We start from the raw sequence: 25,183 nt of genomic DNA, 5'->3' as shown, positions 1-25,183 counted from the left end.
GTGCGGCGCGGATCAATGCGCCGGCTGGGCGGGCGGTTGCGCCGGCTGCGCCGCGGGCTTGTTGAAGTCGACGGTCGGCGCGGTGGAAATCGCCTTTTCGTTGTCGACAGTGAAGTTGGCCTTGGGTTTGTAGCCGAACATCATCGCGGTGAGGTTCTGCGGGAAGCTGCGGGCGAAGGTGTTGTAGTCCTGGATCGCCGTGATGTAGCGGTTGCGCGCAACCGCAATCCGGTTTTCGGTGCCTTCCAGTTGCGCCTGCAGATTCTGGAACAGGCCGTCGGCCTTGAGGTTGGGATAGTTCTCCGATACGGCCATCAGGCGCGACAGCGCGCTGGACAGCTCGCCCTGGGCCTGCTGGAAGGCCTTCATCTTCGCCTCGTCGGAAAGGTCGTCGGTCGTCAGGGTGATCTTGCCGACGCTGGCGCGCGCGTTGGTGACTGCCTCGAGCGTGGACTGCTCGTGCTCGGCGTAACCCTTGACCGTGTTGACCAGGTTCGGTACCAGGTCGGCGCGGCGCTGGTACTGGTTGACCACTTCGGACCAGGCGGCCTTCACCGCCTCGTCCTTGGACTGGAACGCGTTGTAGCCGCAGCCGGACAGGACGAACGCGGCGATCAACAGCAGTGCGATGCGTTGCAGGTGCATGGTCTTACCCCTCCGATGGACGATGACGGGAACATCATACCGAATGCGCCCGCACACCGCGCAAGCGGCGTTGCGGCATTGCCGCAGATCAGGCCGGCGGCTTCTTGCTCCTGGCTTCGAGCAGGTTGAGCACCTCGACCACCGCGGAGAACGCCATCGATCCATAGATATAGGCGCGCGGGATGTGCAGATCGAAGCACTCGGCCACGAGTACGACACCGATCAGCACGATGAACGCCAGCGCAAGCATGCGGATCGCTGGGTTGTTGTCGATGAACTCGCCGACCGGGTTGGACGCGAACAGCATCACCGCGACGGCGAGGATGATCGCGCCGACCATGACCGGAATGTTGCGCACCATGCCGACCGCGGTGATCACCGAGTCGATCGAGAAGACGATGTCGATGATCGCGATCTGGGCGATGATCCAGGCGAAGCTCGCCGCCGCCGTGCTGGCGACGACCTCGGCGTGCTTGCCGCGGATCGCATCGACGATCTCCATGATGCCCTTGACGATCAGGAACACACCGCCGCCGCCGAGAATGATGTCGCGCACCGAGATGATCTTGCCGAACAAGCGGAACAGCGGCATGTGCTTGTCGTCCATGCGCGCGAAATAGGCCAGCGTGACCAGCAGCGCGATGCGCGTCAGACAGGCGAAGGCGAGGCCGAGCTTGCGCGCGAGCGGGCGCTGCTGCGCCGGCAGCCGGCTGACCGCGATCGAGATGAACACGAGATTGTCGACGCCGAGGACGATTTCGAGCGTACTCAGGGTGAACAGGGCAATCCAGAGTTCGGCATCCAATCTCGTCTAGCCTCGTGAAAAAAAAGCGCGCGTCACACTCAGGTCGTGGCGTGTTGCCAGAGGATCAAGCCCCAGCACAGCGCCACGTTCAGCATGAGCAGGAATACCGCCGCCGAACCCATGTCCTTGGCGCGACCGGCCAGTTCGTGGAATTCCGGGGTGGTCTTGTCGACTACGGCCTCGATCGCCGAGTTCAAAATCTCGGCAGCGAGAACCAGCACTAGGCAACCGGTCAGCATCGCCTTCTCGACCGCGCCGCGGCCGAACCAGAGACCGAGCGGGAACAGCACGATCGAGAGATAGACCTCGAGACGGAACGACGCCTCGAACGTCCAGCTCGCGCGCAAGCCCTTCAGCGACCAGATCAGCGCCTTGTATATCTGCTTCGGGCCGCGCGGCTCGGTGCTGGGCATCTCCCTCTCCCCTTTTCCGCGTGCTCAGACCGCGGCAGGCGCCGCCGTCGTCATGTGGATATGCGGCGCGTGCGGCGCCTTCCAGGCGATGTCGAGATCCTTCGCCGCCTTGACGTCGTCGAGACGACGCACCGGCTGCGTGACCGGCGCGTCCTTCATCTTCTGCGGATCGCTGGCCGCGAGCCGGATCAGTTCGCCCATGACCTCGACGAATTCGTCCAGCGTCTCCTTCGATTCGGTTTCGGTCGGCTCGATCAGCAGGCATTCGGGAATCAGCAGCGGGAAGTAGTTGGTCGGCGCGTGGATGTTGCGGTCGAGCAGGCTCTTGGAGAAATCGAGCGCAGTCACGCCGTTCTCCTTCTTCTGCTTCGACACGGTGACGATGAATTCGTGGCTGGCGCGGCGATTCGGATAGGCGAGATCGAACCCCTTCTCCGCCAGTCGCCTGGCGAGGTAGTTCGCGTTCAGCGTAGCGTATTCGGCGACGCGCGGCATGCCTTCGCGGCCGAGCAGGCGTGCATATACGTAGGCGCGCAGCAGCACACCCGCGTTGCCGGCGAAGCTGGTCAGGCGGCCGATCGACAGCGGGCGGTCCTTCTTGCGGATCCAGCCATAGCGGCCGTCGGCGCGTTTCTCGATCATCGGAATGGGAAGAAACGGCCGCAAACGTTCCGACACGCCGACCGCGCCCGCGCCCGGACCGCCGCCGCCGTGCGGCGTCGAGAAGGTCTTGTGGAGGTTCATGTGGATCGCATCGAAGCCCATGTCGCCCGGACGCACCTTGCCGAGGATCGCGTTGAGGTTGGCGCCGTCGTAGTAGAGCAGGCCGCCGGCCTCGTGCACGAGTCGGGAGATCTCGGCGATGCGGCGCTCGAACACGCCGATCGTCGACGGGTTGGTCAACATGATGCCGGCGGTCGCAGGCCCGAGCACCTTCTTCAGCGCCTCGACGTCGATGTCGCCATCGTCCCGGGTCGGGATCTCGCGCACCGTGCAACCGCACATCGTCGCCGTCGCCGGATTGGTGCCGTGCGCCGCGTCGGGCACGATGATTTCGGTGCGACCGAGGTCGCCGCGATGCTTGTGGTAGGCCATGATCATCGCCACGCCGGCGAACTCGCCCTGCGCGCCGGCCATCGGCGCGAGCGAGACGCCGCCCTTCATGCCGGTGACGTCGGCGAGGATTTCCTGCAGCTCGTGCATGCAGGCGAGAAAGCCCTGCGACTTCGACTCGGGCGCGTACGGATGGCGCGCGAGGAATCCGTCGAGCAGGGCGAGCGAATTGCATGCGCGCGGGTTGTATTTCATCGTGCACGACCCGAGCGGGTAGAACTGCGTGTCGATCGAGAAATTCTTGCGCGACAGGTTCGTGTAGTGGCGCACGACCTGCAGTTCGGAGACTTCGGGCAGGCCGACCGGCGTCTTGCGCCGGAACTGTTCGGGCAGGTCGGCCGGCGTCGAGCTTGCGGCCGGGATTTGCGCAGCCGCGGTGCGGCCGGGTTGCGACTGTTCGAAGATCAGCATGGGTTCGGGAAGCGGAATTTAACGAAGGTGACGTATGATGCCATAACGTGACAGGCAAGGCCTTTGCCGGCGGGGAAATTCCAGCACGAAACCGCCACCGCGCGAGCAATCTTCCACATCGTCAGACCAAACTATTTCTACGCACCCGACCATCACCTCCCATGCCTGAATTCCTCCGCGTCGTCCTGCTCGGCATCATCGAAGGCATTACCGAATTCCTGCCCATCTCCTCTACCGGCCATCTGCTCGTCGCCGAGCATTGGCTCGGCGAGCGCAGCGAGATGTTCAACGTCGTCATCCAGGCAGGCGCGATCCTCGCGGTCGTGCTGATCTATCGCCAGCGACTGTGGCAACTCGCGACCCATTTCCAACAGCCGGAGAATCGCGACTATGCGCTCAAGCTCATCGTCGCGTTCCTGATCACCGGCACGCTCGGCTTCGCGATGACCAAGCTCGGCTTCAAGCTCAAGGACGACGTCACGCCGATCGCCTGGGCGTTCGTCATCGGCGGCTTGTGGATGATCGCGGCCGAGCATTTTGCGGCGAAACTGCGCGACTCGTCGACGATCACCTGGAAGGTCGCGATCCTCGTCGGCCTCGCCCAGGTCGTCGCCGCGATCTTCCCCGGGACGTCGCGCTCGGCGGCGACGATCTTCGTCGCCATGCTCGCCGGGGCGAGCAATCGCGCGGCCGCGACCGAATTCGCCTTCCTCGTCGGCATCCCGACCATGTTCGCGGCCTCCGCCTACGAACTGCTCAAGGCGATGAAAGCCAGCGCAGGCCACGAGGACTGGAGCGCGCTCGCGCTCGGCTTCGTCGTCTCGACGGTCGTCGCCTTCGTCGCGGTGAAGTGGCTGCTCGGTTTCATCCGCACCCATCGTTTCACACCGTTCGCGCTCTATCGCATCGCACTCGGCGCGGCCCTGTTGCTGTTGATGCCGGCAGGCGCGTAGCCGGCTCGGCTTTCGCGTGGCACGCGTCCCGCGGGCCATTCGCAGCGCGAATGCCCGTTTCGGCATCCTGCCTCGGCAGTCCCGCCTGCACCGGAACAGACGAGCAAACAGAGCATCGGCGCACGCCGTAAGCGGATGTAAGCATTTGCAAAAACTAGCGCAGGGAGGTGACAGTGCGCGCTGGCGCGGTATAGTTGCCAGCATGAGTGATGCCAACATTCTGCTCGCCGATGACGACGAGGAACTGAGCCAGTTGCTCAGCGACTTCCTCGAGCGCGAAGGCTTCCACGTCGATGTCGCCGGGGACGGCAATTCGGCCCTGCGTACCCTCACCGAAGGCAACTACGACGCGGTGATCCTCGACGTGATGCTGCCGCAGAAATCCGGCATCGACGTGCTGCGCGAGCTGCGCCGCGCGTCGCAGTTGCCGGTGCTGATGCTGACCGCGCTCGGCGAGGACATCGATCGCATCCTCGGCCTCGAGCTCGGCGCCGACGACTACGTGCCCAAACCGTGCAACCCGCGCGAGATCGCCGCGCGCCTGCGCGCGATCCTGCGCCGCACGCGCGGCGAGGCCGAGACAGCGCACATGGGCGACCTCAGCCTGGGCCCGGTCAAGCTTGCCGCGGCGGCACGCACGGTCAGCGTGCGCGGCGAGGCGATCGCGTTGACCGGCACCGAGTTCAATATCCTCGCCATGCTGATGCGCGAGGCCGGTCGCGTGGTCGGCAAGGACGCGATCGCGCAGGCGGTACTCGGACGCACGCTGCGCCCGTTCGATCGCAGCATCGACGTGCACATCTCCAAGCTGCGGCGCAAGCTCGGCCCCGCCGCCGACGGCGACTCGCTGATCCACACGATCCAGCGCGGCGGCTACCTGTTCCGCGTGGTCGACGAAACCTGACGCCATGCGCCGCCTGTTCTGGCGCATCTTCGCCCTGTTCTGGACCGGCACCCTCGTGCTGATTCTCGCGATCGCCTGGAGCACCTCGTACACGTTCGAGAACGAGGAAATTCCAGGGCTCGGCATCACGCGCATGGAATCGGTGCTCAACGACCAGTTGCGCGGCGCGAGTCGTGCCCTGCACGCGGGCGGTATCGAGGCGCTGCGCGAGGTGCAGCGAGGCGCGAGCGATCGCGGCATCACCCTGTACGTGCTCGACGCGAACAACCGAGACATTCTCGGCAACGAGACCGGGCCCGGCATAGCCGAGGAGGTAGCCGGCGCAGTCGTCGACGAACAGGGGCTACATTCGCGGCGCACGCGCATCCGCGCGATCTCCCTGCCCGACGGTACACGCTATACCGCGGTCGCCGCCTATCTCCAGTCGGCGGTGTTGCGCATTCTCACCCGGCGGCCGACGTATTTCTGGGACCAGGTAGTCATCGCCAGCGTGATCAGCGCGATGTTCTCCCTGATCCTCGCCGCCTACATCGCGGCGCCGCTGTCGCGCATCCGCGCCGGCGCGCGGCGTGTTGCCGGCGGCGATCTCGACGCGCGCGTCGGCGCACTGAAATTCGGGCGCAGCGCGGAGATGCTCGCCCTCGCCAGCGAGTTCGACGGCATGGCCGCGCGCCTCAAGGAACTCGTCGAGGGTCAGCGCCGCCTGATCCGCGACGTCTCGCACGAGATGCGCTCGCCACTCGCGCGCCAGCGCGTGGCGCTCGAACTCGCGCGCGCGCAGGTGCAGGCCGGCGACGCCAAACTCCAGCTCGACCGCATCGAACGCGAGTCGGAACGGCTCGAAGAAATGATCGCGCAGGCGATCCAGCTCTCGCGCATGGAAACGACCACGCCCTCGAGGGTGGAGCCGCTCGCACTCGACACGCTCGTCGCCGACATCGTCGCCGACGCGGCATTCGAAGCACAGGCGCGGCATTGTTCGCTGCTGATCCAGCAAAGCACGCCGCTGCAGGTGCAGGCCGAGGCCGACCTGCTCGGCAGCGCGATCGAAAACGTCGTGCGCAATGCGGTCAACTACACGCGCGCCGACTCGACCATCCGCATCCGCCTCGACCGTAGCGAGCGCGAGGCGCGGTTGCGCGTCGCCGACGCCGGTCCCGGCGTGGACGAATCCGACCTCGCGCGCATCTTCGAGCCTTACTATCGCACCGACGATGCGCGCGCGCGCAAGAGCGGCGGTTCTGGCCTGGGCCTGGCGATCGCCAAGCGCGCGATCGAACGCCAGGGCGGGCGAATCTGCGCCGGCAACGTCTCCGGCGGCGGCCTGGAAATAGAGATCCATCTGCCTCTGGCCTAGGGCGGGGCGATCGTCCGGTCTGCCGGCCACGGCTGCCGGGACCGGCCCGCCGCGATGGACCAGCGGAAAAATTTGTGCTTCCGGATTTACCCGACCGGCCGATTTGGCGCTATGCTGATTCCGCCGTCGTTCTGGGTGAGTTTGCCGTCTCCGTGAAACCCGCTTTACAACTCCGCCTGCATCAGCAGCTTTCGCTGACGCCACAACTGCAGCAGGCGATCAAACTGCTGCAGATGTCGAGTGTCGAACTCGAAATCGAACTGCGCGAGGTGCTCGAGTCCAATCCCCTGCTCGAACTGAGCGAAGCCGGCAACGACGACGACCCGGCAGCAAGCGACGAATATTCGTTCGACGGTGAATCCGCGACGACCGAGCCCGCCGAAGCCGAGCACGATGCCGGCGAACGCAGTGACAACGCCGGCGACGAAACACGCGAGGTCGACGATTTCGAACTCGCCGGAGACTTCGAGGACGACGGCAGCGACTACGGCAGCCCCAAGCCGGTCGACGAGGACGGCGTCGAGAAGCAGGATCCCGAACCCGAAGACCTGCGCGATCACCTGCTCTGGCAACTCAACCTCACCGCGCTGTCGCCGCGCGACCGCGCGATCGGTGCGGCGATCATCGAGGCGATAGACGAGGATGGATATCTGCACGAGGATGCCGAATCGCTGTGCGGTTCGCTCGCCGGCCTGCCTTCCGTCAACGGCAACGCGGCGACGGCCGCGGAAGTCGAGGCGATGCGCCACCGCATCCAGCATTTCGATCCGATCGGCGTGGCCAGCCGCAACCTGGGCGAATGCCTGCGCGTGCAGCTCGACACTTTCGATCCGTCGACCGCTGGCTGGAAGGCCGCGCGCGAGATCGTGACCGCGCATCTGGAAACGCTGGCGCGCAACGATCGCGCGCGCCTGGCAAAGCTGCTGCGCGCCGATACCACCGAGATCGATGCGGCGATCGCGCTGATCCGTTCTCTCGACCCGAAACCCGGCGCACGGTACAGCGCGACCGCGACTGAATTCGTCGCACCCGATGCCTACGCGCGTCGCCAGGGCGGACGCTGGAACGTCACCCTGAGCCCGCATTGCCAGCCGCGACTGTCGATCAATCGCCACTACTCGGGCCTGATCGCGCGCGCGCAGCGCGACGACGCCCAATATCTGCGCGGCCAATTGCAGGAGGCGCGCTGGCTGATCAAGAGTCTGGCAACGCGCGCGGACACGATGCTCAAGGTCGCAAGCGCGATCGTGCGCGCGCAAAGCGCCTTCCTCGATTTCGGCGCCGAAGCGATGCGCCCGCTCGTGTTGCGCGACATCGCCGACGAGATCGGCATGCACGAATCCACGGTCTCGCGCATGACCACGCGCAAGTACCTGCACACGCCGCGCGGCACGTTCGAGTTCAAGTTCTTCTTCTCCTCCGGGGTCGGCACGGTGGACGGCGGCGCGGCCTCGGCGACCGCGATCCAGGCGATGATCAAGAAGCTGATCGACGACGAAACTCCGCGCAAGCCCTTGTCGGACCAGGCTCTCGCTTCCGAGCTGAACAAGCGCGGCATCGAGGTCGCCCGGCGCACCGTGGCGAAGTACCGCGAGGGCATGAATATTCCTTCTTCCTCCGAGCGCGGCCGTTTGTGTCTGGCCGCCTCCGCGCCATGACCGGCGCGCCACGACTCAACCCACTTCCATCCAACGAAAAGGAGGCAGGCACGGAACCAACCATCGAGGCATCGGTCTGAATTTTTGTCCGCCGCGTTTGGCGGGCAACCTGAAACTTCAATACAGAGGATTTCGTCATGCAGATCACCGTCAGTGGGCATCAAGTCATCGTCACCCCCGCGCTGCGCGATTACGCCGAATCGAAGCTCGGACGCATTGTCCGACATTTCGAGCACCTGCATGATGCCGCTGTGGTCCTCTCCGTCGAGAAGCTGTTCCAGAAAGCCGAAGCCACCGTGCATTGCGGCGCGAACAAGACCATTCACGCCGACGCCACCGGTGCCGACCTCTACGCAGCGATCGACGGCCTCGCCGACAAGCTCGACCGCCAGGTGAAGAAACACAAGGAAAAACTGCAGAACCACCACCGCGACACCGTACGCGAGGCACGCTACGCGAGCTGACGTCCTGCCGCGCCTGCCGCCCGGTTGACGTAAACTGGGCGGCATGGCGACTCCCACGCTCTTGCACCGCGGTGCGCTGATCGTCACCGACTACCGCTGCGACGCGGGTCCGCACACGCGCCCGTTCGCCGAGCGACACGGCGGCCATTCCTTCTCCTACGTGCGCCGCGGCAGTTTCGGCTATCGCTGCCGCGGTGCCGAGCACGAACTCGTTGCCGGTTCCTTCCTGCTCGGCCGCGCGGGCGACGAGTTCGTCTGCACCCACGAGCATCATCCCTGCGGCGACGAATGCCTGTCGTTCCATCTCGCGCCGAACCTGTTCGACGCGCTGGCCTGCGCGGACGGCCTTTGGCAAAGCCGCGGCCTGCCGCCGCTCGCCGAACTGGCCGTGTTCGCGGAATTGGCCCAAGCCTGCATCGATGGCTTCGGCGACCAGGCGCTCGACGAGATCGGCCTCATCGTGGCTTCACGGCTCGTCGACCTGCTGCGCGGGCAAGGGCGGCGCCAAGCCGCAGCTTCGCCGCGGGACCGCCGCCGCGCGGTCGAGGTGGCCTTGTGGATCGATGCGAACGCGCACGCGCCGATCGACCTCGATGCCGCCGCGCGCAAGGCGGAACTGAGCGCCTTCCATTTCCTGCGCGTGTTCACCCAGGCGCTCGGCGTGACCCCGCACCAGTACCTCGTGCGCGCGCGCCTGCGCCGCGCGGCGCGCCTGCTCGGCGATGCCGACCATGCGGTCACCGACATCGCCTTCGAGTGCGGCTTCGCTGACCTGTCCAACTTCGTGCGCACGTTCCGTCGCGCCGCGGGCGTGTCGCCGCGCGCATTCCGCCAGCTTCGGCGCGGCGACCGCAAGATTCTCCAAGAACGGTTCTTGTCCTCGCCCTAGCATCGGTTTCCGCGAGGCGCATCCGCGCGTCGATCAGGAGAACCGATGACCTTGCCTTTCCGCTTCAAGCGAGCTGCATTGCTCGCCGCCGCCCTGTCGCCGGCTATGGCACTTGCCGATGACGCCGCCACGGTTGCCTCGCTCGACACGCAATACCAGACCGCCGTCGCCGCGAACGATGCGGCGACGATGGACCGTATCCTCGCCGACGACTTCACCCTCGTCAGCGGACGCGGCCAGGCCTACTCCAAGTCCGACCTGCTCGCCAGCGCGCGCGCCAAGGAATACGTCTACGAACGCCAGGAGGAAATGCCCGGCACGCAAAAGGTGCGCGTCTACGGCGACACCGCCGTCGTCACCGCCCTGCTCTGGATCAAGTACACGCGCGAAGGCAAGACAGCCGACTACAAGCTCTGGTTCAGCGACGTCTACGTGCACCGGCGCGAAGGCTGGCGCTACGTGTTCGGCCAAGCGGCGCAGCGGCTGGAGCCGGAGAAGAAGTAGCCGTCGCAGCGCCGCCTCGTGCGGCGGCGTTGCGCCATCGCCGGAACGTGCGCACGCGGCCGCGCGCCGCGTGTCGCAACCGCTCCGTCGAACTGGCAGAATGTCGATCCTTCGATCCGATCTGCCGTCATGGAACGCCTAACCGCCCGCGAACTGTTCGACAAGGTATCCGAGCGACTTGCCCTGCGCTGGGTCGCCGGCGAGGCAGGCGACAGGCGAGCGCTCGCACCGGCCGAGAAGCAGGCGCGCCGGCCTTCGCTGGCCGGTTACCTCAACATCATCTATCCGAACAAGATCCAGATCATCGGCACCGAGGAGCTGAACTGGCTCAACGGCCTCGACGCGCGCGAACGCTGGGAGGCGGTCGAACGCATCGTCGCAGCCCAGCCCACCGCGTTGATCGTGACCAAGGATCAGGACGTGCCCGCCGATGTACTGACCGCGGCCAACGAGAGCAACACGCCCATCTGGCTCAGCCCCAAGCGTGGCCACGAGTTGCTGACCTATCTGCAGTATCACCTCACGCGCCTGCTTGCGCGGCGCGTCACGCTGCACGGCGTGCTCATGGAGGTCTACTCGATCGGCGTGTTGATCACCGGCGAGTCGGGTTCGGGCAAGAGCGAACTCGCGCTGGAACTCATCACGCGCGGCCATCGCCTCGTCGCCGACGATGCGCCCGAATTCACCCAGATCGCCCCTGACGTGATCGACGGCTCCTGCCCCGAGATCCTGCAGGACCTGCTCGAAGTGCGTGGCCTCGGCATCCTCAACGTACGCGAGATGTTCGGCCAGACCGCGGTCAAGCCGTCGAAATACCTGCGCCTCATCGTGCACCTCGCCACGACGAGGAAGATCGACAACGACGACACGGGTCTGGAGCGCATCTACGGCGACAACAGCTATCGCGAGATCCTCGACACGCGCGTGCCGCAGACCACGATTCCGGTCGCCGCCGGACGCAACCTCGCCGTGCTTGTCGAGGCAGCCGTGCGCAACCACATGCTCAAGACCAAGGGCATCGACCCGGCGCAGACATTCCTCGACCGTCAGGCGCATCAAATGCTGAGGCAGTCGCCATGGTGAGCCTGGGAGCCGGGGTCCGGGACTCGGGATTCGAGTTCCGGTTCCGTTGCGCACATGTTCGCCTCGATCGCCGTCGCCGTACCTGCGGATTGGCCAGTCGCACGGCATTCGTTTTTCCCGGACCCCGATTCTCATGAGCGAAAAGACCGCCAGTTCGGCAACGCGCCTCGTCGTGATCAGCGGCATGTCGGGCGCGGGCAAGACGATCGCGCTGCGTGCGCTCGAGGACCTCGACTACTACTGCGTCGACAACCTGCCCGCGGCATTGATGTCCGCGTTCGTCGCCGCGGCGACGATCGACACGGAGAACCCGCACCAACGCCTCGCGGTCGGTATCGACGTGCGCAACCGCAGCGAGGATCTGCAGCGTGTGCCGGCAATCCTCGCCGGGCTCGCGCAGCAAGGCATCGAGTACGAGCTGATTTTTCTCGATGCGCGCGACGACGTGCTGTTCAAACGCTACTCCGACACGCGTCGTCGTCATCCATTGACCGGCGACGGCATTTCGTTGACCGACGCGATAATGCTGGAGCGCAAGCGCCTCAAGCCGGTTTCGGTCATCGCCAATCGCGTGGTCGACACGAGCGAGCTCAACGTGCACCAGTTGCGCCGGCTCATGGCGACCGAGCTCGGCATGGTCGGCGGCGAGTTGTCGCTGCTGTTCGAGTCGTTCGCCTACAAGCGCGGCGTGCCGGCCGACGCCGATTTCGTCTTCGATGCGCGTTGCCTGCCGAACCCGCACTGGGACGCGCGCGTGCGCCCGCTGTCCGGCCGCGACGCGGCAGTCAAGGATTGGCTCGCCGCGAAACCGGAGGTGATGCAGTACCTCGACGAAGTGTCCGCTTTTCTCGACACCTGGCTGCCGCGCTTCGAGGCCGACAACCGCTCCTACGTGACGATCTGCCTCGGCTGCACCGGTGGCCGGCACCGCTCGGTCTACCTCGCCGAGAAGCTGGCCGAGCACTTTCGTGCGACGCGCGAACAGGTACTAACCTTTCATCGGGAGTTGGAATAATGGCGGTCGGCATCCTTCTGCTCACCCACGAAAGCATGGGCGACGCGCTGATCGAAACGTCGCGCCATCTGCTCGGCAAGATCAGCCTCAAGGTCGATGCGCTCGCGATTCCGCCCGGTGCCGACATCGATTTCGCGATGGAGGCGACTGGCGCGCGCATCCGCGCGCTCGATTCGGGCGACGGCGTGCTCGTGCTCACCGACGTATTCGGCGCAACGCCGAGCAACGTGCTCGACCGCATCGCGCCGACGGGGGTGGCTACCAAGCGCGTCTCCGGCCTCAATCTGCCGATGTTGTTGCGCGTGCTAAATTACCCGGAACAGTCGTTGCTCGAGCTGGCGCAAACAGCCGAGCAAGGCGGTCGCGCGGGGATCAAGATCGACTGAGAACGCAAGGATCACGGATGCTCGAACGCGAAATCACGATCAGCAACAAGCTCGGCCTGCATGCGCGCGCCTCGGCCAAGCTCGTGCAACTGCTGCAAGGCTACAAGGCCAGTGCGTTCCTGATCTTCAAGGGCCGCGAGGTCAACGCGAAGAGCATCATGGGCGTGATGATGCTCGCCGCCGGGGTCGGCAACCCGATCACGCTGCGCACCGAAGGCGCCGATGAAGAGACGGCGATGGACGCGATGGTCGACCTGTTCAACCGCAAGTTCGACGAGGGCGCGTGAGTGATCGACGCAAGCGTTCACCTGGATGGTCCTCTCCCGCGACGGCTCCTTGCCGGGGAAGGCGGCTTTGAGGGTGCGCCATTCATCGTTTCCATCCCGCGGGAACGAGATCAAAAGCCCCCCTCGCCCCAATCCTTTCCTCTCAGGCGCAGCTTGAGGAAGAGGGGGAGTGATCGTCGCGCGCCGAGCGCACGACAACTTTTTTTGACGGGAGCGGTTGCGTGAGCGGCCGCCTCGTCCTGACCGGAACCGCCGCCGCGCGCGGCATGACACTGGGCCGTGCGCGCCTGGTCCAGCCGAACCAGATCAGCGTCGACGAACGCCCGCTGCCAGCCGCCGAAGTCGAAGCCGAAGTCGCCAAGCTCGCCACCGCGCTGAGCGCCGCCCGCTCGGAACTCGCCGCGCTGCGCGACAAACTGCATGGCGCGCTGTCGCACGAAGTCGGCGAATTCATCGACGCGCACAGCATGATCCTCGACGATCCCGAACTCGTCGACGGCCTCTACGACCTGATCCGCACCGGACGCCTGCGCGCGAGCGCGGCGCTCAAGGTGCAGCGCGACCGCCTCGTCGCCGCCTTCGATGCGATCGACGATCCCTACCTGCGCAGCCGGCGCGAGGACGTCGACCACGTCATCGGCCGCGTGCAGGGCGAACTGACGCGCGACAAGACTCCGGCCGAACGCCAGATCGCCGCGCGTGTCGGCACCATCCTGGTCAGCGACACGGTCGCGCCGGCCGAACTTGCGCAGATGCGCGAAAGCGGCGTGCTCGCGCTGGTCACCACAGGCGGCAGCCCGCTGTCGCACAGCGCGATCCTCGCGCGCTCGATGCGCATGCCGATGCTGGTCGGCGTGCACGACGCGCTCAGGGAAATCTCCGACGACGACCTGATTCTGGTCGACGGCCGCCGCGGCGAAGTCGTCGTCCATCCGACCGCGCAGGATCTTGCCGTCTACCGCAACTACCAGCGCGAGCAGGCGCGCAGCGCCGACGAACTCTCGCGCCTGCGCGGCGCGCGCACGCTGACCCGCGACGGGGTCGAGATCCGCCTCTACGCCAACGCCGAGCAGCCGGCCGACATCGCCCAGGCGCATGCGCTCGGCGTCAGCGGCGTCGGCCTCTACCGCACCGAATTCCTGTTCCTGCAGCGCGGCGACGCGCCGGGCGAGGAGGAACAGTTCGAGGCCTACCGCGAACTCGTGCTCGGCATGGGGGGCCTGCCGGTGACGATCCGCACGCTCGACCTCGGCGCCGACAAGGCCGACAGCTCGGGCATCGCGCTGACCGACGAGGACAATCCCGCGCTCGGCGTGCGCGGCGTGCGTCTGTCGATGAAGCGTCCGCACCTGTTCGCAACGCAGTTGCGTGCGATCCTGCGCGCGAGCCGCTATGGCCCGGTGCGCATCCTCGTGCCGATGGTGGCGACGGCCGAGGAAGTCATCGCCACGCGCGCGCTGGCTGCGCAGTGCGCGCGCGAGCTGCGTACCGAGGGCCACGAGATCGCCGACCACTACGAGTTCGGCGCGATGATCGAGGTGCCCGCGGCGGCGATCGCGCTGTCCACGCTGCTGCGCCATCTCGACTTCGTCTCGATCGGCACCAACGACCTGATCCAGTACCTCCTCGCCGCAGACCGCGGCAACGACGCGCTCGGCGTGCTGCACGACCCGTTGCATCCGGCCATGCTCAAACTGCTCGCCCAGGTCATCGCCACCGGCCGGCGCGCGAACAAGTCGGTCGCGCTGTGCGGCGAGATGGCCGGCGACACGCGCTACACGGCGATGCTGCTCGCGCTCGGCCTCACCGACTTCTCCATGCACCCGTCCTCGCTGCTCGAAGTGCGCCAGGTGATCGCGCTCAGCAATCACGCCAGGCTGCGTGCCGCGGCCAAGGCCCTGCTGCGCGCGCAGTCGCGCGCCGGCATCGAGCGGGTACTCGAAACCCTGCAACACTGAGCGCACACCCGCGCTGAGCTCGTCACGCGGGCCTGTGTCATTATTGCGGCCCTCGTTCTTCTCCCTCCGACTGCATGGAAATGTCGAGTCTGATCAATCCGGACGTCATTGCAAAACAGGACGATCTCGCTGCGCGCTTCCACCCGCGCGCGCCGTTCCGCCACGTCGTCATCGACGACTTTTTCGATGTCGACTACGCCACACGGGTGCTCGCCCAGTTCCCGCCGTTCGAGCACGGCAACGCACGCAACGAAGCCGGCGAGCTCGGCAACAAGTCCACCGTCGAGAAGATCCGCGGCCTCGGCAACGCGTACGCCGCGCTCGACGATCTCGTGCAGTCGCGCGAATTCCTCGATCTCGTCGGCAAGGTCACAGGCATCGACGACCTGCTCTACGACCCGTGGTACTTCGGCGGCGGCACGCACGAGAACCGCCACGGCCAGGACCTCGACGCGCACGTCGATTTCAACCGCCACCCGGCCAACCGCTGGCATCGGCGCCTCAATCTCATCGTCTACCTCAACCACGACTGGGACGATGCCTGGGGCGGGTCGCTGCAACTGCACAGCGACCCGCGCAGTGCCGACGACCGAATCATCACCATCACCCCGAAGTTCAACCGCGCGGTGATCTTCGAGACCACCGAAACGAGCTGGCACGGCTTCCCGCGCATCGCGCTGCCGGAAGACAAGCGCATGCTCACGCGCAAGTCGGTCGCGCTGTATTTCTACACGCGGGACCGCCCCGTCGAGGAGACCGCCGGCACGCATTCGACGATCTACGTCGATGCGCCACTGCCCGAGCGCATCGCCTGCGGCTACACGCTCGACGCGGCCGACGTCGACGAGCTACGCGTCCTCGTCGCGCGCCGCGACCAGCACAACCTGCGCCTCTACCGCGACCTCGCCGCGATGACCGCGCAGTTCGAGCGGGCGCAGGCGGCGCTGTACGGCGGCAGGCTCGGCCGCCTGCGCCACCTGGCGCGCGTCGCTTTGCGCCGCTGGCGCGGCTGAGCCGACCGCGTCCGCGGCGCGCGTGGCGACGATGATCCGCACCTTCCTGCGCCGTCATGCCGTGCCGCTGGCGCGACGCCTGCCGCCGTCGCTGCAGCAACCGCTGCGCGAAGTGTGGCGAGCCTTCGCCCCGCGTGCGGTTGCGCGCGCGGGACGCATCGACGACGCCACCTACCGCAGCCACATCGAGACCGAGACCGCCCGCTTCGACGCGCAGACCGAGGTACACGACCTGCCGCCGATTGCCCACTACTGGTCGAACAAGCATCTTCGACCCGTACTCGAAACCTTCGGTTTCTCCGATCCCGAACAGTTTTTCGGCCAGGTTCTCGAACGGGCTTTCCACGACGCGCGCGCAAGGCCGGCGCGTTTCGTCAGCATCGGCGCCGGCAACTGCGATGCCGAAGTACGCATCGCGCAAAGCCTGATCGGGCGCGGTATCGAGGATTTCACGATCGAATGTCTCGAACTCAACGGTTCGATGCGCGAGCGTGGTGCCGCGTTCGCGCGCGAGGCGGGCGTGTCGGCGCACGTGGTTCCACTCGAAGGCGACTTCAACCGCTGGCAACCGCAAACCCGATACGACGCGGTCGTTGCGAACCAGAGCCTGCATCACGTCGTCAATCTCGAAGGACTGATTGATGCGATCGCCGCATGCCTGACGCCGCAAGGCGTCTTCGTCGCCTCTGACATCATCGGACGCAACGGACATCAGCGCTGGCCGGAAGCACTCGCGATCGTGCGCGAATTCTGGCGCGAGTTGCCGATGGAGTACCGGTACAACCTGCAACTCCGGCGTCGCGAGAAGACGTTCCGCGACTGGGACTGCGCACGCGAGAGCTTCGAGGGCGTGCGTGCTCAGGACATCCTGCCGCTGCTGCTCGGTCGCTTCGACTTCGATTTCTTCTACGCCCACTCGAACCTGATCGACCCGTTCATCGATCGCAGCTTCGGTCCGCATTTCGATGTGCAATCAGCACGCGACTGCGCCTTCATCGACCGCGTGCATGCGCGCGACGAGGCCGAGATCCTCGCCGGCAACCTCTCGCCCACGCACATGCTCGCGGTGATGCGTGCCGGGCACGGCGCAGGCGCCGGCCACGCGCCACGGATCTGGAAGCACCTGACTCCGCGCTTCTGCCTGCGTCGGCGCCCCTGAATCAGGTTTTCTCGCGGATGACGAACTGCGGCTTCTTGTTGATCTTCAGGTAAGCGCGGCCGAGATACTCGCCGAGCAGGCCAAGGCAGAACGTCTGCATGCCGCCGACGAACAGTATCGAGACTATCAACGAGACCCAGCCCGAGGCGAGATCCGGATGCGAAAGCTTGCGCAGGATGATGGCTACGCCGATGATCAGGCTCAGCGCGGTGATCGACAACCCAAGCACGGTGGCGATGCGCAACGGTACCACGGAGAAACTCGTCGCCATCTTGAGCCACAGCGACAGCGAGCGGCGCAGGTTGTAGTTGCCTTCGCCGGCGAATCGCGCCTGGTGCTCGATCGTCAGCACGTCGATGTTGCGGGTGACGTCGAGGATCAGGCCGTCGACGTATGCGTACGGGCCGTCGTACTTCACCACCTCGTCCACGACGCGCCGGTGCATGGCCTTGAACGAGGACAGGTACAGACCCGCAGGCTTGTTCAACAGCAACGTCGCAACGCGGTCGTTGAACCAGCTGCCGAGCTTCTTCCATGCGGCGTGCTGCCGGTGCGCGTAACGCGTATAGCACACATCGTGGCCGGACTTGATCGAGTCGACCAGCTTCAAAATCGCCTGCGGCGGATGCTGCAGGTCGTCGTCCATGACGATCACGACCCCGCCGCGTACCTGGCCGAGGCCGGCCATCGTCGCATTGTGCTGGCCCACGTTCTTCGACAGGCAGACGCCACGGACGAAGTTGTGCTCGGCGGCCAGGCGCTTGATCACCTCCCAACTCCCGTCCGGGCTGACGTCGTTGACCAGGATCAACTCATAACCGAGACCGCTGCCTGCCATCGCTTCCTGCACCTTGGCCACGAGATGCGGCAGGATCGCCTCGCTGCGATAGACCGGCACGACGATGGAAACCGAAACGCCCTGGATGGTGTGGTCAGTCATAGAATTTGGCTATGGTTCTCGCCAGATACGCATCGTCGAAGACAATGCCGCAACGGTGGATCGACGCCGCGATGCGCGATGTATCGATGGCGTATTCGCCGCCCTTGTCGACGACATCGTAGATCGCCCGGTGCCCGGTCGTCGATTCCAGCGCAGCGACGATATCGGGCAGGCTGGAGTTGCGCGGACTGGCGATGTTGATCGTCTCGTTGCGCGCGCCCTCGTTTTCGATCAGGTCCATCGCAATCCGCGCCACATCATGCACATCGACGATGTTGCGTGCGGCCTGTCGCCACAGGTCGAAACGTTCGGACCGCGTTATCCGCGCATGCAGATAGTTGAGTATCGTGTGCGGGTTCGGCGTACGTCCTGCCACCTGCGGAAGCCGGAACACCAGATAGTTGCCACGCTGCCTCACCAGGTCCTCGAGCGCGAGTTTGTGCCGAACGTACGCGCTGGATTTCGACCACGGATCCTCGACGCTGCAGGTGCTGAAGTACACGAACAGGATATCCGCGGCGACGTCTGCCAGGTGTCGCTCCAGCCTGAGCCGGTCGCGCTCGAACTCACGCGCATCGCCGCACGAGGAATTCGACACACCCGCAGCGTAGAAGCACACTGACTCGTCGTCCGCCGCATGGCGAGCGAAGGTAGTCGCGATCAGCCCCGAGCCGACGATCATGGGCATCGCATGCACGTTGCGACATGCGCGCATGTGTGCATGCACGAAGTGTCCGCCCCGGGCAGCAGGCAATGAGCGACCGCGGAATTGTGGGGAAATCTTGTCATCGGATGGCGAAAATCGTTACGCACGCCGGAATACGAAGGACTTCTGCAGGAAATAGGATAGCAATACGGTGGCCGGAGTCGACAGCATTCCGGCCAGGTAGGCGTCGAGTCCGCAGCGCATCAACAGCCAGATCAGGCCGAGGTTGGTCGCATAGAGGATCCCCCAGACCACAAAGTACGGCAGCAGCTTCCACGGATTGCGATTGTCGAAGACGAAGCGGCTCTGCGTAGTGAAATTGATCAGGATGCCGACGACCAGCGACGCGAGGCTGGCCAGCGGCACCGCGAGCCCGATCCAGAGAAATGCCCAGTAGACGAGAATATTGAAGCCGGTATTCGCGGCACCGACGAGAAGAAAGCGCATGAACTGCGGGCGCAGCAGCGGCGCGATGCGGCGCGTCCAGAAACTTCCCGACGCGGCCACTTACGCTGTCCGTCGGTAGACCAGATGCAACTCGTGGAACACGAACCAGTCGCCGACCGATGCCTTGTCGATCGGGAAATAGTTCGCGCGCTCGAGCGTGTAACCCTCGCATTGCTCGAGACCGTTGTCGCGCACCCATTCACGCGTGATGAAGGTCTTGTGCGTCGCGTCCGAGGCATAGCCCTTGGCGCCGGGTACGATGGCGACGATCGTGGTCACGCCAAGGCGCGCGCAGGCACGCCAGAGCTTGCTCATCACCGCGGGCGTGTCCGCGAAGTGTTCGAGCACGTGCGAGATCGTGAACGCTGCGTAGCGTCCACCATCGAGCAGGCGCAGCGAGAAATCGTCGACGTAGGCGTCGTACAGCCGCGCGTCGAGCCCTTCCGCGCGCAGCGCCTCGACCAGATGCGGGTTGACCTCGAGCCCGACCGAACCCGCCGGCAGGCGCGCGAGCAACTGCCCCGCGCCGCAACCGAAATCGATCGTCGGTCCGGCCTCGACTTCGCCGAGCACGCGATCGAGATAGAACTTCTTGATCAGGCGCCGCAGCGGATGGCGGCTGCGGCGCAGCTGCTCGGCCGCATAGTTCGAGCCGAATTCGGATGATTCACTTGCCACTGCGCTTCCTCATCTTCGTGTCGGGCCGGGGGCGGATCAGCGCAACCACCAGCGATAGATCCATTGCCGCGCCCGGGCATTGATCCAGCCCATCGCAATGCCCTGGGCGAGATCACGCGGGGCGATGCGGTATTGCGGCATCGCCGCGTACTTTCTGGCGAAATCGCGGAACTCCTGATACTGGCGCGCACCGATCGCCACGCTCCACGAGCCGCCGGAAATGCGGAACGCCGAGAGCGTGTCGGCCAGATAATACGCATCGCCGCACCGCAACGCACGGAACCAGTAATCCAGATCGATCATGTAGCCGTAGGTCGCGTCGAACGGGCCGAGCCGCTCGACCAGCTCGCGCCGCAGCAGCACGTTGCCGGGCTCGCCGATCAGGTTGGTGCCGCGACGCAGGCAGGCGCGGATCAGTGCCTGCGCCTCGATGCGTCTGGATTCGCCGCCAAACGCGGCACGACGCAGGATCTTGCGGCCCGACGCATCGACGACGTCACGCGCGCCAAATACGAAGGCGAGCCGATGTTCTGCATCCTGCTCGAACACTGCCAGCTGGCGCGCGAGACAGTCCGGCTCAAGCAGATCGTCCTGAGGCATCAACTTGAAGTACCTGCCGCGCGCCTCGTCGCGACAGCGGTTCCAGTTGCCCTGCGGGCCCAGGTTGCTCGCGTTGCGCAGGTAGCGCACGCGCGGATCAGCATACCCTGCCACGATTTCCGCGGTGGCATCGGTGGAGTTGTCGTCGATCACGACCAGCTCGAAATCCGCGTGCGTCTGCGCCAGCACCGAGTCGATCGCCGCACGCAGATGCGCCGCGCCGTTGTAGGCGGGCATGCATATGGAAACGGACGGCGTCGGAGCGGACATCGGTGTCGCGATTCCGGATTCGGAATCGATTCTGCAAAAAGGGGCGCAATCATACCCGATCGGCTTGCATCGACAGTGCCTTTCCTGCGGGCGGGGAGTTTGGGGAGAGGGGTGGCGCCTGCGCAGCGGGCGCCTTCGGCACCAACCCTCTCACGACGCGGTTCGCGCGCCCACCTTCCCCGCAAGAAGAGAGGTACGAGCACACTGTCACAATCACATGATTCGGAAATGTTCTAGACTACAAGACTGCTCATACCGCTAGGAACCATGGCAATCAGCAACTTGCCCGATGCACAGACGCAGCCGGCGACGACGCGGGCCACATCCGCGCTCTTGCCCCGCATTGCTGTCCGCTACCTGCTGTCCATCTGGTTCTGGGGCTGGACGATCTTCTTCGCCTGGACCTCGATCTGCGCGATCGTCAACTTCAGCCTGCGCCAGCCGTTCTCGGACGAGTACGTCAACTACCAGACTTTCCTCAACCTGCCGTTTCCGGCCAATGTGCTGCAGTCGGGCAACGGCCATCGTCCGATCTTTCCCAATCTGCTGATCGAGGCGGAGAGTCGCTGGTTCGCCGCCGACCATTCGCTGCAGTTCACCTTCGGCCTGTTCTGCGCAGTCGCGACCGCGCTCGTCGTCGCACTGTGCGCGTGGCGCGAGCGCAGGCTGACTGCGGCCGGGCGCGCGGCCTGCGCCATGCTCGGCGTAGTCTGCGTGCTCGGCCTGGTCAACGGCCGCATGCTGTTCCACAGTTACGAATCGGTGCACGTCTACCTGCTCACGCTGTCGGTCGCACTCGCCGGCATCGCCACCTTCGAGGCCTGGCGCCGGCAGCAGCGGCGCTGGCTCGCGTGGGCCTGCGTCGCGTGCACGGTGGCGATGTTCTGCTTCGGCTCGGGCGTGGCGAGCTTTCCCGCGGTGATCGTGCTCGCCTTTGCCCTGCGCCTGCCCTCGCGCTGGTATGCGATCCCGTGCGCGGTGCTGGCGCTTTGTCTGTTCTTGTACCTGTTCGCCCTGCCCGGCGACCAGGGCGTGCGCAATATGCTCGCCTTCCGCCCGATCGACAGCGTTCTTGTCGCGGCAGACTGGATCTCCTCGCCGTGGGTGCGGCTCTGGCTCGGTCATGCCCCGCCGCCGCTGGAGGACTCGTTCACCCACGCGATGCCCTACGCGGATCTCGGCCGGCAGGTCGTCGCCAGCGCCGCCTGGCTGCAAGGCGCCAGCGGCCTGTCGTGGCGCATGCTCGCGCGCCTCGCCGGCTTCGCCGGCATCGGCCTGTTCCTGCTCCTGCTCGGCCGCTTCACCTTGGTGCGCGAGGCGAAGCCGACGCGACTGCAGACGCTGGCGCTGATGTTCTGCCTGTTCGCGCTGGCCACCGCGACCGTGATCAGCCTCGGCCGGCTCGACTACTTCGTCGAATATCCCGAGCAGGTCTGGGCCGACCGCTACGTCGTCTGGCCCAACCTGTTCTGGTGCGGGCTCGCGATCCTGCTCGTGCTCGAAGCGCAACGTCTGCGCTGGCGAGGGCTCGGTGCCGTCGGCGCGATACCCCTGATTCTGCTGCCGCTGGTTGCGCTGCCGACGCAACAGACGTACGCGGACTGGGCCGCCATCGTCTACCGCCACGCGCAACAATCGGCCGCGATCGTGCGCAGCGGGCTGTTCGAGGCCGACTTGTTTCCGAACGGCGACGATGCCAGCGCCGACGACGTGCAACGCAGCCTTGCGATGTTCCGGCAGCGGCATCTGGCGATGTTCGCCGATCCGGCGTTCGAACGCGTCGGCAGTACCATGAACGCACCGCTCGAACACTCGACTCGTTTCGCCGCCGAAGCGCGCATCAGCAACACGTTCGACGATTCGCTGACCGGCATGCACGCTGCGCACTTCGAAGGCAAGGTCATTGCCGGCACCGCCGGAATCCCGCACGACGGCCAGCTTGCCGTGCTCGACGAAGACAAACGCATCGTCGGCCTTGCCGAGTTCAGCTACCTGGTGCGCGACAGCGCGCTGCTCTACGACACGCCGCGCAAGAGCGGCTTCGACGGCTACATCCGCAACTATCGCAGCGAGGGCGAATACACCCTCGCGCTCCTCCCGCGGACACAAGGACCGGCCATCTTCCTTGGCGACATCGCCCGAACGGCGGCGGAAAAGTAATCGCGAAACGTTCCATCCCCGAGCGCGGACAACCGCGTGCCGTGGCGCAAACCGGGTCTGGGCTATAATCGCCGTCCGTTTTCCGGAGCACGCTGGATGGACATAGCCGAACTTGCTACCCGCTCCAAGGATTTTCTGCGCACGCTCGACGAACGCAAGCGCACGCTCGCACCGACCGGGTTCGGCTGGTATCCCTACGGCACGATGCACAATTTTCCGATCCTCGATCAATTGCTCAGCGGCGACAACCGGGTTTTCCTGCCGGACCCCGCACGATCGGGCCCGATCGCGGACATCGGCGCGGCCGATGGCGACACGGCGTTTTTCCTCGAGTCACTCGGCTACCGCGCGCACGCGATCGACTATGCGCCGACCAACTACAACAGTTGCCGCGGCATCCGCCTGCTCAAGGAATCGCTCGGCTCGAGCGTCGAAATCCTCGAGACCGATCTCGACTCGCAGTTCTCCCTGCCCGCGCAGGAATATTCGCTGGCCTTCTTCCTCGGCATCCTCTATCACCTGAAGAACCCGTATTTCGTGCTCGAGTCGCTCGCGCGTCGCGTGCGCCACGCCTTCATCAGTACGCGCATCGCGCGCTACAACATCGCGGATGCGTCCGACAACCGCTATCGCGGCACCAATCGCGAGCGTGTCGAGATCGCGAGCATCCCCGCCGCCTACCTGGTCGCGCCGGACGAGACCAACAACGACGCGACCAATTTCTGGATGTTCACCGATGCGGGACTGCGCCGCATCCTGCAACGCACCGGCTGGGACGTGCTCGACTTCGTCACAATAGGCAACACCGAGAGTTCCGATCCAGCAACGAACACGGGCGACGAGCGCGCGTTCTGCTACGTGCGCAGCCGGCATTTCTGACAACCGGCACGTCATCGGAAATATCTGCGCAATTCATGCGCTGAATCGGTGAACGCGGAAAAGATGTCGCGAGTTCGGCGGCAAATTCGTTGCACCTTCGTCGACCGCATGCAGGCGCGCGACGAAGCGGAGATCCTCGCCGGCAACGTCTCGCCCCACGCATGCTCGCCGTGCTGCGCCGGCGCCGGCCGGCGGCAGTGGATAATTTGCGGAAAGAGCCCAAAAACATGACGATCCGGAAGCGCCTCACTCCCGAATTCTGCCCGCGCGAACCGCGCCACGGACCGGCCGCGCAGCGCGCGCGAGACGGGCGCATGAACCTGCGTCGCACACTCGTCGTACTCGCTTTGCTGTGGTTCACGGTAACCGGGCTGTATTACGTCGGCAACAGCATCTATGTCGTGCTGCGCTTCGCGCCGCATGCGTTGTATGCGGACCAATGGCGGCAATACCTCACCTATCTGCAACTGCCTTTTCCCGGCAACGTCTGGTTTTCCGACAACGGCCATCGCTCGGTATTGCCCAATCTCATCGCCTGGCTGGAGATTCGCTGGTTCGACGGCAACCAATGGCTGCAGATCGCGATCGGCCTGCTTTGCGGCTTCGCCGCGGCCGCGACTGCGGCGTGGGTCTGCATGCGCGACCGCGGCATGACGGCAGTGCGTCGCGCGGCCGCGGCGTTCCTGTGCTGCTTGGCGATCTTCTGGCTGGGCAACGTGCGCACGCTGTTCCATTCGACCGAGCTGCTCCACACCAAGCTACCGATGCTCTGCCTGATGCTCGCGATCGCGCTGTGCATCCGCGCGACGCGCGGCGAGCGCACGCTGCACGGACTGATCGCCGCGCTGCTGCTTGGTTTCGCCGCGACCTTCAGTTTCGGCTATGGCCTTTCCGTTTTCGTCGGCGTCGCGGCCACGCTCGCCGCACGCAAGGCGGACCGTCGCCAGCTCGCCGTCTGCATGGGCGGCCTGCTGCTCGCCGCGGGCCTGTATCTCGGCGCCCCCGGCGGCACCGGCGTCACCGCCTCGATCGACTTCGCCCCGCTCGACAACCTGCTCGTCGGCGCGCGCTGGCTCGGCGAGCCGTTCGTTGCCTTGTTTTCGTTTCTGTGGGATCCGGGCGCGACCGGGTTGGTGACCAACCGGGCTGCACGTCACCTTGTCGTTGCCGTCGCCGGCTTTGCCGCGCGCCACGGCGTCGACCTGCACGCCAGCGTCATGCCGCAGGCGCTGTTCGGCGCACTCGGCATGCTCGCACTGATCACCGCATCGCTGCGCCGCCTGCTCGCGCGCGAAGCGGCCGCACCGACCGAGGCTCTCGGTCTCGGCATCGCCTGGTTCGGACTCGGCGCCGCAGGCATCGTTTCGCTGTCGCGGCTGACGTACTTCCAGCAATATCCCGGCCAGATCTACGCCGACCGCTACCTGTGCTGGGCATGCCTGTTCTGGCTCGGCCTCGCCCTCGTCGGCCTCGCGCGCGCGAAGCG

Annotated in this window: 25 protein-coding genes and 1 pseudogene; 17 read left to right on the top strand and 9 right to left on the bottom strand. The window is 65.6% G+C overall.

Annotated features, from left to right (window positions below):
* Positions 1–12: 12 nt before the first annotated feature.
* From AC16HO_RS01450 to gcvPB, 4 genes are all read right to left on the bottom strand, one after another.
* Positions 13–645: a LemA family protein gene (locus AC16HO_RS01450; RefSeq protein ID WP_395642071.1), complete on the bottom strand. Its 633-nt coding sequence runs from the start codon at positions 643–645 to the stop codon at positions 13–15.
* An 88-nt stretch (positions 646–733) separates the two neighbouring features.
* Entirely contained in the window at positions 734–1,450 is a 717-nt protein-coding gene (locus AC16HO_RS01445; protein WP_395642070.1) for a TerC family protein, read from the bottom strand.
* Between the two features lie 38 nt (positions 1,451–1,488).
* Positions 1,489–1,863 (bottom strand): diacylglycerol kinase, encoded by a 375-nt coding sequence (locus tag AC16HO_RS01440; RefSeq protein WP_395642069.1) that lies wholly within the window; start codon positions 1,861–1,863, stop codon positions 1,489–1,491.
* A gap of 24 nt (positions 1,864–1,887) precedes the next feature.
* Positions 1,888–3,387: an aminomethyl-transferring glycine dehydrogenase subunit GcvPB gene (gcvPB, locus tag AC16HO_RS01435; RefSeq protein ID WP_395642068.1), complete on the bottom strand. Its 1,500-nt coding sequence runs from the start codon at positions 3,385–3,387 to the stop codon at positions 1,888–1,890.
* A 161-nt stretch (positions 3,388–3,548) separates the two neighbouring features.
* On the opposite strand from gcvPB, the gene AC16HO_RS01430 reads away from it, so the two are divergent.
* The 14 genes from AC16HO_RS01430 to AC16HO_RS01365 all read left to right on the top strand — a co-directional run bounded on the left by AC16HO_RS01430 (position 3,549) and on the right by AC16HO_RS01365 (position 17,017).
* Positions 3,549–4,340, top strand: coding sequence for an undecaprenyl-diphosphate phosphatase (locus AC16HO_RS01430; protein ID WP_395642067.1), 792 nt, complete (start codon positions 3,549–3,551; stop codon positions 4,338–4,340).
* A gap of 202 nt (positions 4,341–4,542) precedes the next feature.
* Positions 4,543–5,244, top strand: a complete 702-nt coding sequence (locus AC16HO_RS01425) for a response regulator (RefSeq protein ID WP_395642066.1) — start codon at positions 4,543–4,545, stop codon at positions 5,242–5,244.
* Between the two features lie 4 nt (positions 5,245–5,248).
* Positions 5,249–6,601 (top strand): ATP-binding protein, encoded by a 1,353-nt coding sequence (locus AC16HO_RS01420; protein ID WP_395642065.1) that lies wholly within the window; start codon positions 5,249–5,251, stop codon positions 6,599–6,601.
* Between the two features lie 152 nt (positions 6,602–6,753).
* Positions 6,754–8,259: an RNA polymerase factor sigma-54 gene (locus tag AC16HO_RS01415; RefSeq protein WP_395642064.1), complete on the top strand. Its 1,506-nt coding sequence runs from the start codon at positions 6,754–6,756 to the stop codon at positions 8,257–8,259.
* A gap of 137 nt (positions 8,260–8,396) precedes the next feature.
* The gene (hpf, locus tag AC16HO_RS01410) at positions 8,397–8,723 is read left to right on the top strand and encodes a ribosome hibernation-promoting factor, HPF/YfiA family (RefSeq protein WP_395642063.1); all 327 of its coding nucleotides are present in this window, start codon (positions 8,397–8,399) and stop codon (positions 8,721–8,723) included.
* A 43-nt stretch (positions 8,724–8,766) separates the two neighbouring features.
* Positions 8,767–9,612, top strand: coding sequence for a helix-turn-helix domain-containing protein (locus AC16HO_RS01405; RefSeq protein ID WP_395642062.1), 846 nt, complete (start codon positions 8,767–8,769; stop codon positions 9,610–9,612).
* Positions 9,613–9,657: 45 nt separating this feature from the next.
* Positions 9,658–10,116: a nuclear transport factor 2 family protein gene (locus tag AC16HO_RS01400; RefSeq protein ID WP_395642061.1), complete on the top strand. Its 459-nt coding sequence runs from the start codon at positions 9,658–9,660 to the stop codon at positions 10,114–10,116.
* 129 nt (positions 10,117–10,245) lie between these two features.
* A complete protein-coding gene (gene hprK / locus AC16HO_RS01395; protein ID WP_395642060.1) occupies positions 10,246–11,199 on the top strand; it encodes an HPr(Ser) kinase/phosphatase in 954 nt (317 codons plus the stop codon).
* A 133-nt stretch (positions 11,200–11,332) separates the two neighbouring features.
* On the top strand, positions 11,333–12,214 hold the full coding sequence (gene rapZ / locus AC16HO_RS01390; RefSeq protein ID WP_395642059.1) for an RNase adapter RapZ: 882 nt from the start codon (positions 11,333–11,335) through the stop codon (positions 12,212–12,214).
* A complete protein-coding gene (locus tag AC16HO_RS01385; RefSeq protein WP_395642058.1) occupies positions 12,214–12,600 on the top strand; it encodes a PTS sugar transporter subunit IIA in 387 nt (128 codons plus the stop codon). The genes rapZ and AC16HO_RS01385 overlap by 1 nt, the downstream gene beginning before the upstream one ends.
* A gap of 17 nt (positions 12,601–12,617) precedes the next feature.
* Positions 12,618–12,887 (top strand): HPr family phosphocarrier protein, encoded by a 270-nt coding sequence (locus tag AC16HO_RS01380; protein WP_395642057.1) that lies wholly within the window; start codon positions 12,618–12,620, stop codon positions 12,885–12,887.
* 221 nt (positions 12,888–13,108) lie between these two features.
* On the top strand, positions 13,109–14,845 hold the full coding sequence (gene ptsP / locus AC16HO_RS01375) for a phosphoenolpyruvate--protein phosphotransferase (protein WP_395642056.1): 1,737 nt from the start codon (positions 13,109–13,111) through the stop codon (positions 14,843–14,845).
* An 80-nt stretch (positions 14,846–14,925) separates the two neighbouring features.
* Positions 14,926–15,858 carry a 2OG-Fe(II) oxygenase gene (locus tag AC16HO_RS01370; protein WP_484335273.1) on the top strand — a complete coding sequence of 311 codons (933 nt, stop codon included), beginning with the start codon at positions 14,926–14,928 and terminating at the stop codon, positions 15,856–15,858.
* 31 nt (positions 15,859–15,889) lie between these two features.
* Positions 15,890–17,017, top strand: a complete 1,128-nt coding sequence (locus tag AC16HO_RS01365) for a class I SAM-dependent methyltransferase (protein WP_395642054.1) — start codon at positions 15,890–15,892, stop codon at positions 17,015–17,017.
* 1 nt (position 17,018) lies between these two features.
* Here AC16HO_RS01365 and AC16HO_RS01360 read toward each other — a convergent pair whose 3' ends face one another.
* From AC16HO_RS01360 to AC16HO_RS01340, 5 genes are all read right to left on the bottom strand, one after another.
* Complete coding sequence (locus AC16HO_RS01360) at positions 17,019–17,957, bottom strand: glycosyltransferase family 2 protein (protein ID WP_395642053.1); 939 nt, start codon at positions 17,955–17,957, stop codon at positions 17,019–17,021.
* Positions 17,950–18,645 carry an NAD-dependent epimerase/dehydratase family protein gene (locus AC16HO_RS01355; RefSeq protein WP_395642052.1) on the bottom strand — a complete coding sequence of 232 codons (696 nt, stop codon included), beginning with the start codon at positions 18,643–18,645 and terminating at the stop codon, positions 17,950–17,952. Before AC16HO_RS01355 ends, AC16HO_RS01360 begins: the two co-directional genes overlap by 8 nt.
* A 117-nt stretch (positions 18,646–18,762) precedes the next feature.
* Complete coding sequence (locus AC16HO_RS01350; RefSeq protein WP_395642051.1) at positions 18,763–19,170, bottom strand: GtrA family protein; 408 nt, start codon at positions 19,168–19,170, stop codon at positions 18,763–18,765.
* The gene (locus tag AC16HO_RS01345) at positions 19,171–19,788 is read right to left on the bottom strand and encodes a class I SAM-dependent methyltransferase (RefSeq protein ID WP_395642050.1); all 618 of its coding nucleotides are present in this window, start codon (positions 19,786–19,788) and stop codon (positions 19,171–19,173) included.
* A gap of 36 nt (positions 19,789–19,824) precedes the next feature.
* On the bottom strand, positions 19,825–20,658 hold the full coding sequence (locus AC16HO_RS01340; RefSeq protein ID WP_395642049.1) for a glycosyltransferase family 2 protein: 834 nt from the start codon (positions 20,656–20,658) through the stop codon (positions 19,825–19,827).
* Between the two features lie 267 nt (positions 20,659–20,925).
* Between AC16HO_RS01340 and AC16HO_RS01335 the strand changes: the two genes are divergently transcribed.
* From AC16HO_RS01335 to AC16HO_RS01325, 3 genes and pseudogenes are all read left to right on the top strand, one after another.
* Positions 20,926–22,818, top strand: coding sequence for a hypothetical protein (locus AC16HO_RS01335; protein WP_395642048.1), 1,893 nt, complete (start codon positions 20,926–20,928; stop codon positions 22,816–22,818).
* Between the two features lie 96 nt (positions 22,819–22,914).
* Positions 22,915–23,697, top strand: a complete 783-nt coding sequence (locus tag AC16HO_RS01330; RefSeq protein ID WP_395642047.1) for a class I SAM-dependent methyltransferase — start codon at positions 22,915–22,917, stop codon at positions 23,695–23,697.
* A gap of 227 nt (positions 23,698–23,924) precedes the next feature.
* Positions 23,925–25,183 (top strand): annotated as a pseudogene (locus AC16HO_RS01325) (hypothetical protein); the annotation flags it as partial.

Source organism: Rudaea sp., assembly GCF_057139185.1.
The sequence above is the reverse complement of the archived record's forward strand: the minus strand, read 5'-3'. Positions and strand labels throughout refer to the sequence as shown.

What these genes read in the sequence shown, in the direction of transcription:
- AC16HO_RS01450 (WP_395642071.1), bottom strand. Translation starts at nt 645, where the DNA reads ATGCACCTGCAACGCATCGCACTGCTGTTGATCGCCGCGTTCGTCCTG.
- AC16HO_RS01440 (WP_395642069.1), bottom strand. Translation starts at nt 1,863, where the DNA reads ATGCCCAGCACCGAGCCGCGCGGCCCGAAGCAGATATACAAGGCGCTG.
- gcvPB (WP_395642068.1), bottom strand. Translation starts at nt 3,387, where the DNA reads ATGCTGATCTTCGAACAGTCGCAACCCGGCCGCACCGCGGCTGCGCAA.
- AC16HO_RS01430 (WP_395642067.1), top strand. Translation starts at nt 3,549, where the DNA reads ATGCCTGAATTCCTCCGCGTCGTCCTGCTCGGCATCATCGAAGGCATT.
- AC16HO_RS01425 (WP_395642066.1), top strand. Translation starts at nt 4,543, where the DNA reads ATGAGTGATGCCAACATTCTGCTCGCCGATGACGACGAGGAACTGAGC.
- AC16HO_RS01420 (WP_395642065.1), top strand. Translation starts at nt 5,249, where the DNA reads ATGCGCCGCCTGTTCTGGCGCATCTTCGCCCTGTTCTGGACCGGCACC.
- hpf (WP_395642063.1), top strand. Translation starts at nt 8,397, where the DNA reads ATGCAGATCACCGTCAGTGGGCATCAAGTCATCGTCACCCCCGCGCTG.
- AC16HO_RS01405 (WP_395642062.1), top strand. Translation starts at nt 8,767, where the DNA reads ATGGCGACTCCCACGCTCTTGCACCGCGGTGCGCTGATCGTCACCGAC.
- AC16HO_RS01400 (WP_395642061.1), top strand. Translation starts at nt 9,658, where the DNA reads ATGACCTTGCCTTTCCGCTTCAAGCGAGCTGCATTGCTCGCCGCCGCC.
- hprK (WP_395642060.1), top strand. Translation starts at nt 10,246, where the DNA reads ATGGAACGCCTAACCGCCCGCGAACTGTTCGACAAGGTATCCGAGCGA.
- rapZ (WP_395642059.1), top strand. Translation starts at nt 11,333, where the DNA reads ATGAGCGAAAAGACCGCCAGTTCGGCAACGCGCCTCGTCGTGATCAGC.
- AC16HO_RS01385 (WP_395642058.1), top strand. Translation starts at nt 12,214, where the DNA reads ATGGCGGTCGGCATCCTTCTGCTCACCCACGAAAGCATGGGCGACGCG.
- AC16HO_RS01380 (WP_395642057.1), top strand. Translation starts at nt 12,618, where the DNA reads ATGCTCGAACGCGAAATCACGATCAGCAACAAGCTCGGCCTGCATGCG.
- AC16HO_RS01370 (WP_484335273.1), top strand. Translation starts at nt 14,926, where the DNA reads ATGTCGAGTCTGATCAATCCGGACGTCATTGCAAAACAGGACGATCTC.
- AC16HO_RS01365 (WP_395642054.1), top strand. Translation starts at nt 15,890, where the DNA reads ATGATCCGCACCTTCCTGCGCCGTCATGCCGTGCCGCTGGCGCGACGC.
- AC16HO_RS01360 (WP_395642053.1), bottom strand. Translation starts at nt 17,957, where the DNA reads ATGACTGACCACACCATCCAGGGCGTTTCGGTTTCCATCGTCGTGCCG.
- AC16HO_RS01355 (WP_395642052.1), bottom strand. Translation starts at nt 18,645, where the DNA reads ATGCCCATGATCGTCGGCTCGGGGCTGATCGCGACTACCTTCGCTCGC.
- AC16HO_RS01340 (WP_395642049.1), bottom strand. Translation starts at nt 20,658, where the DNA reads ATGTCCGCTCCGACGCCGTCCGTTTCCATATGCATGCCCGCCTACAAC.
- AC16HO_RS01335 (WP_395642048.1), top strand. Translation starts at nt 20,926, where the DNA reads ATGGCAATCAGCAACTTGCCCGATGCACAGACGCAGCCGGCGACGACG.
- AC16HO_RS01330 (WP_395642047.1), top strand. Translation starts at nt 22,915, where the DNA reads ATGGACATAGCCGAACTTGCTACCCGCTCCAAGGATTTTCTGCGCACG.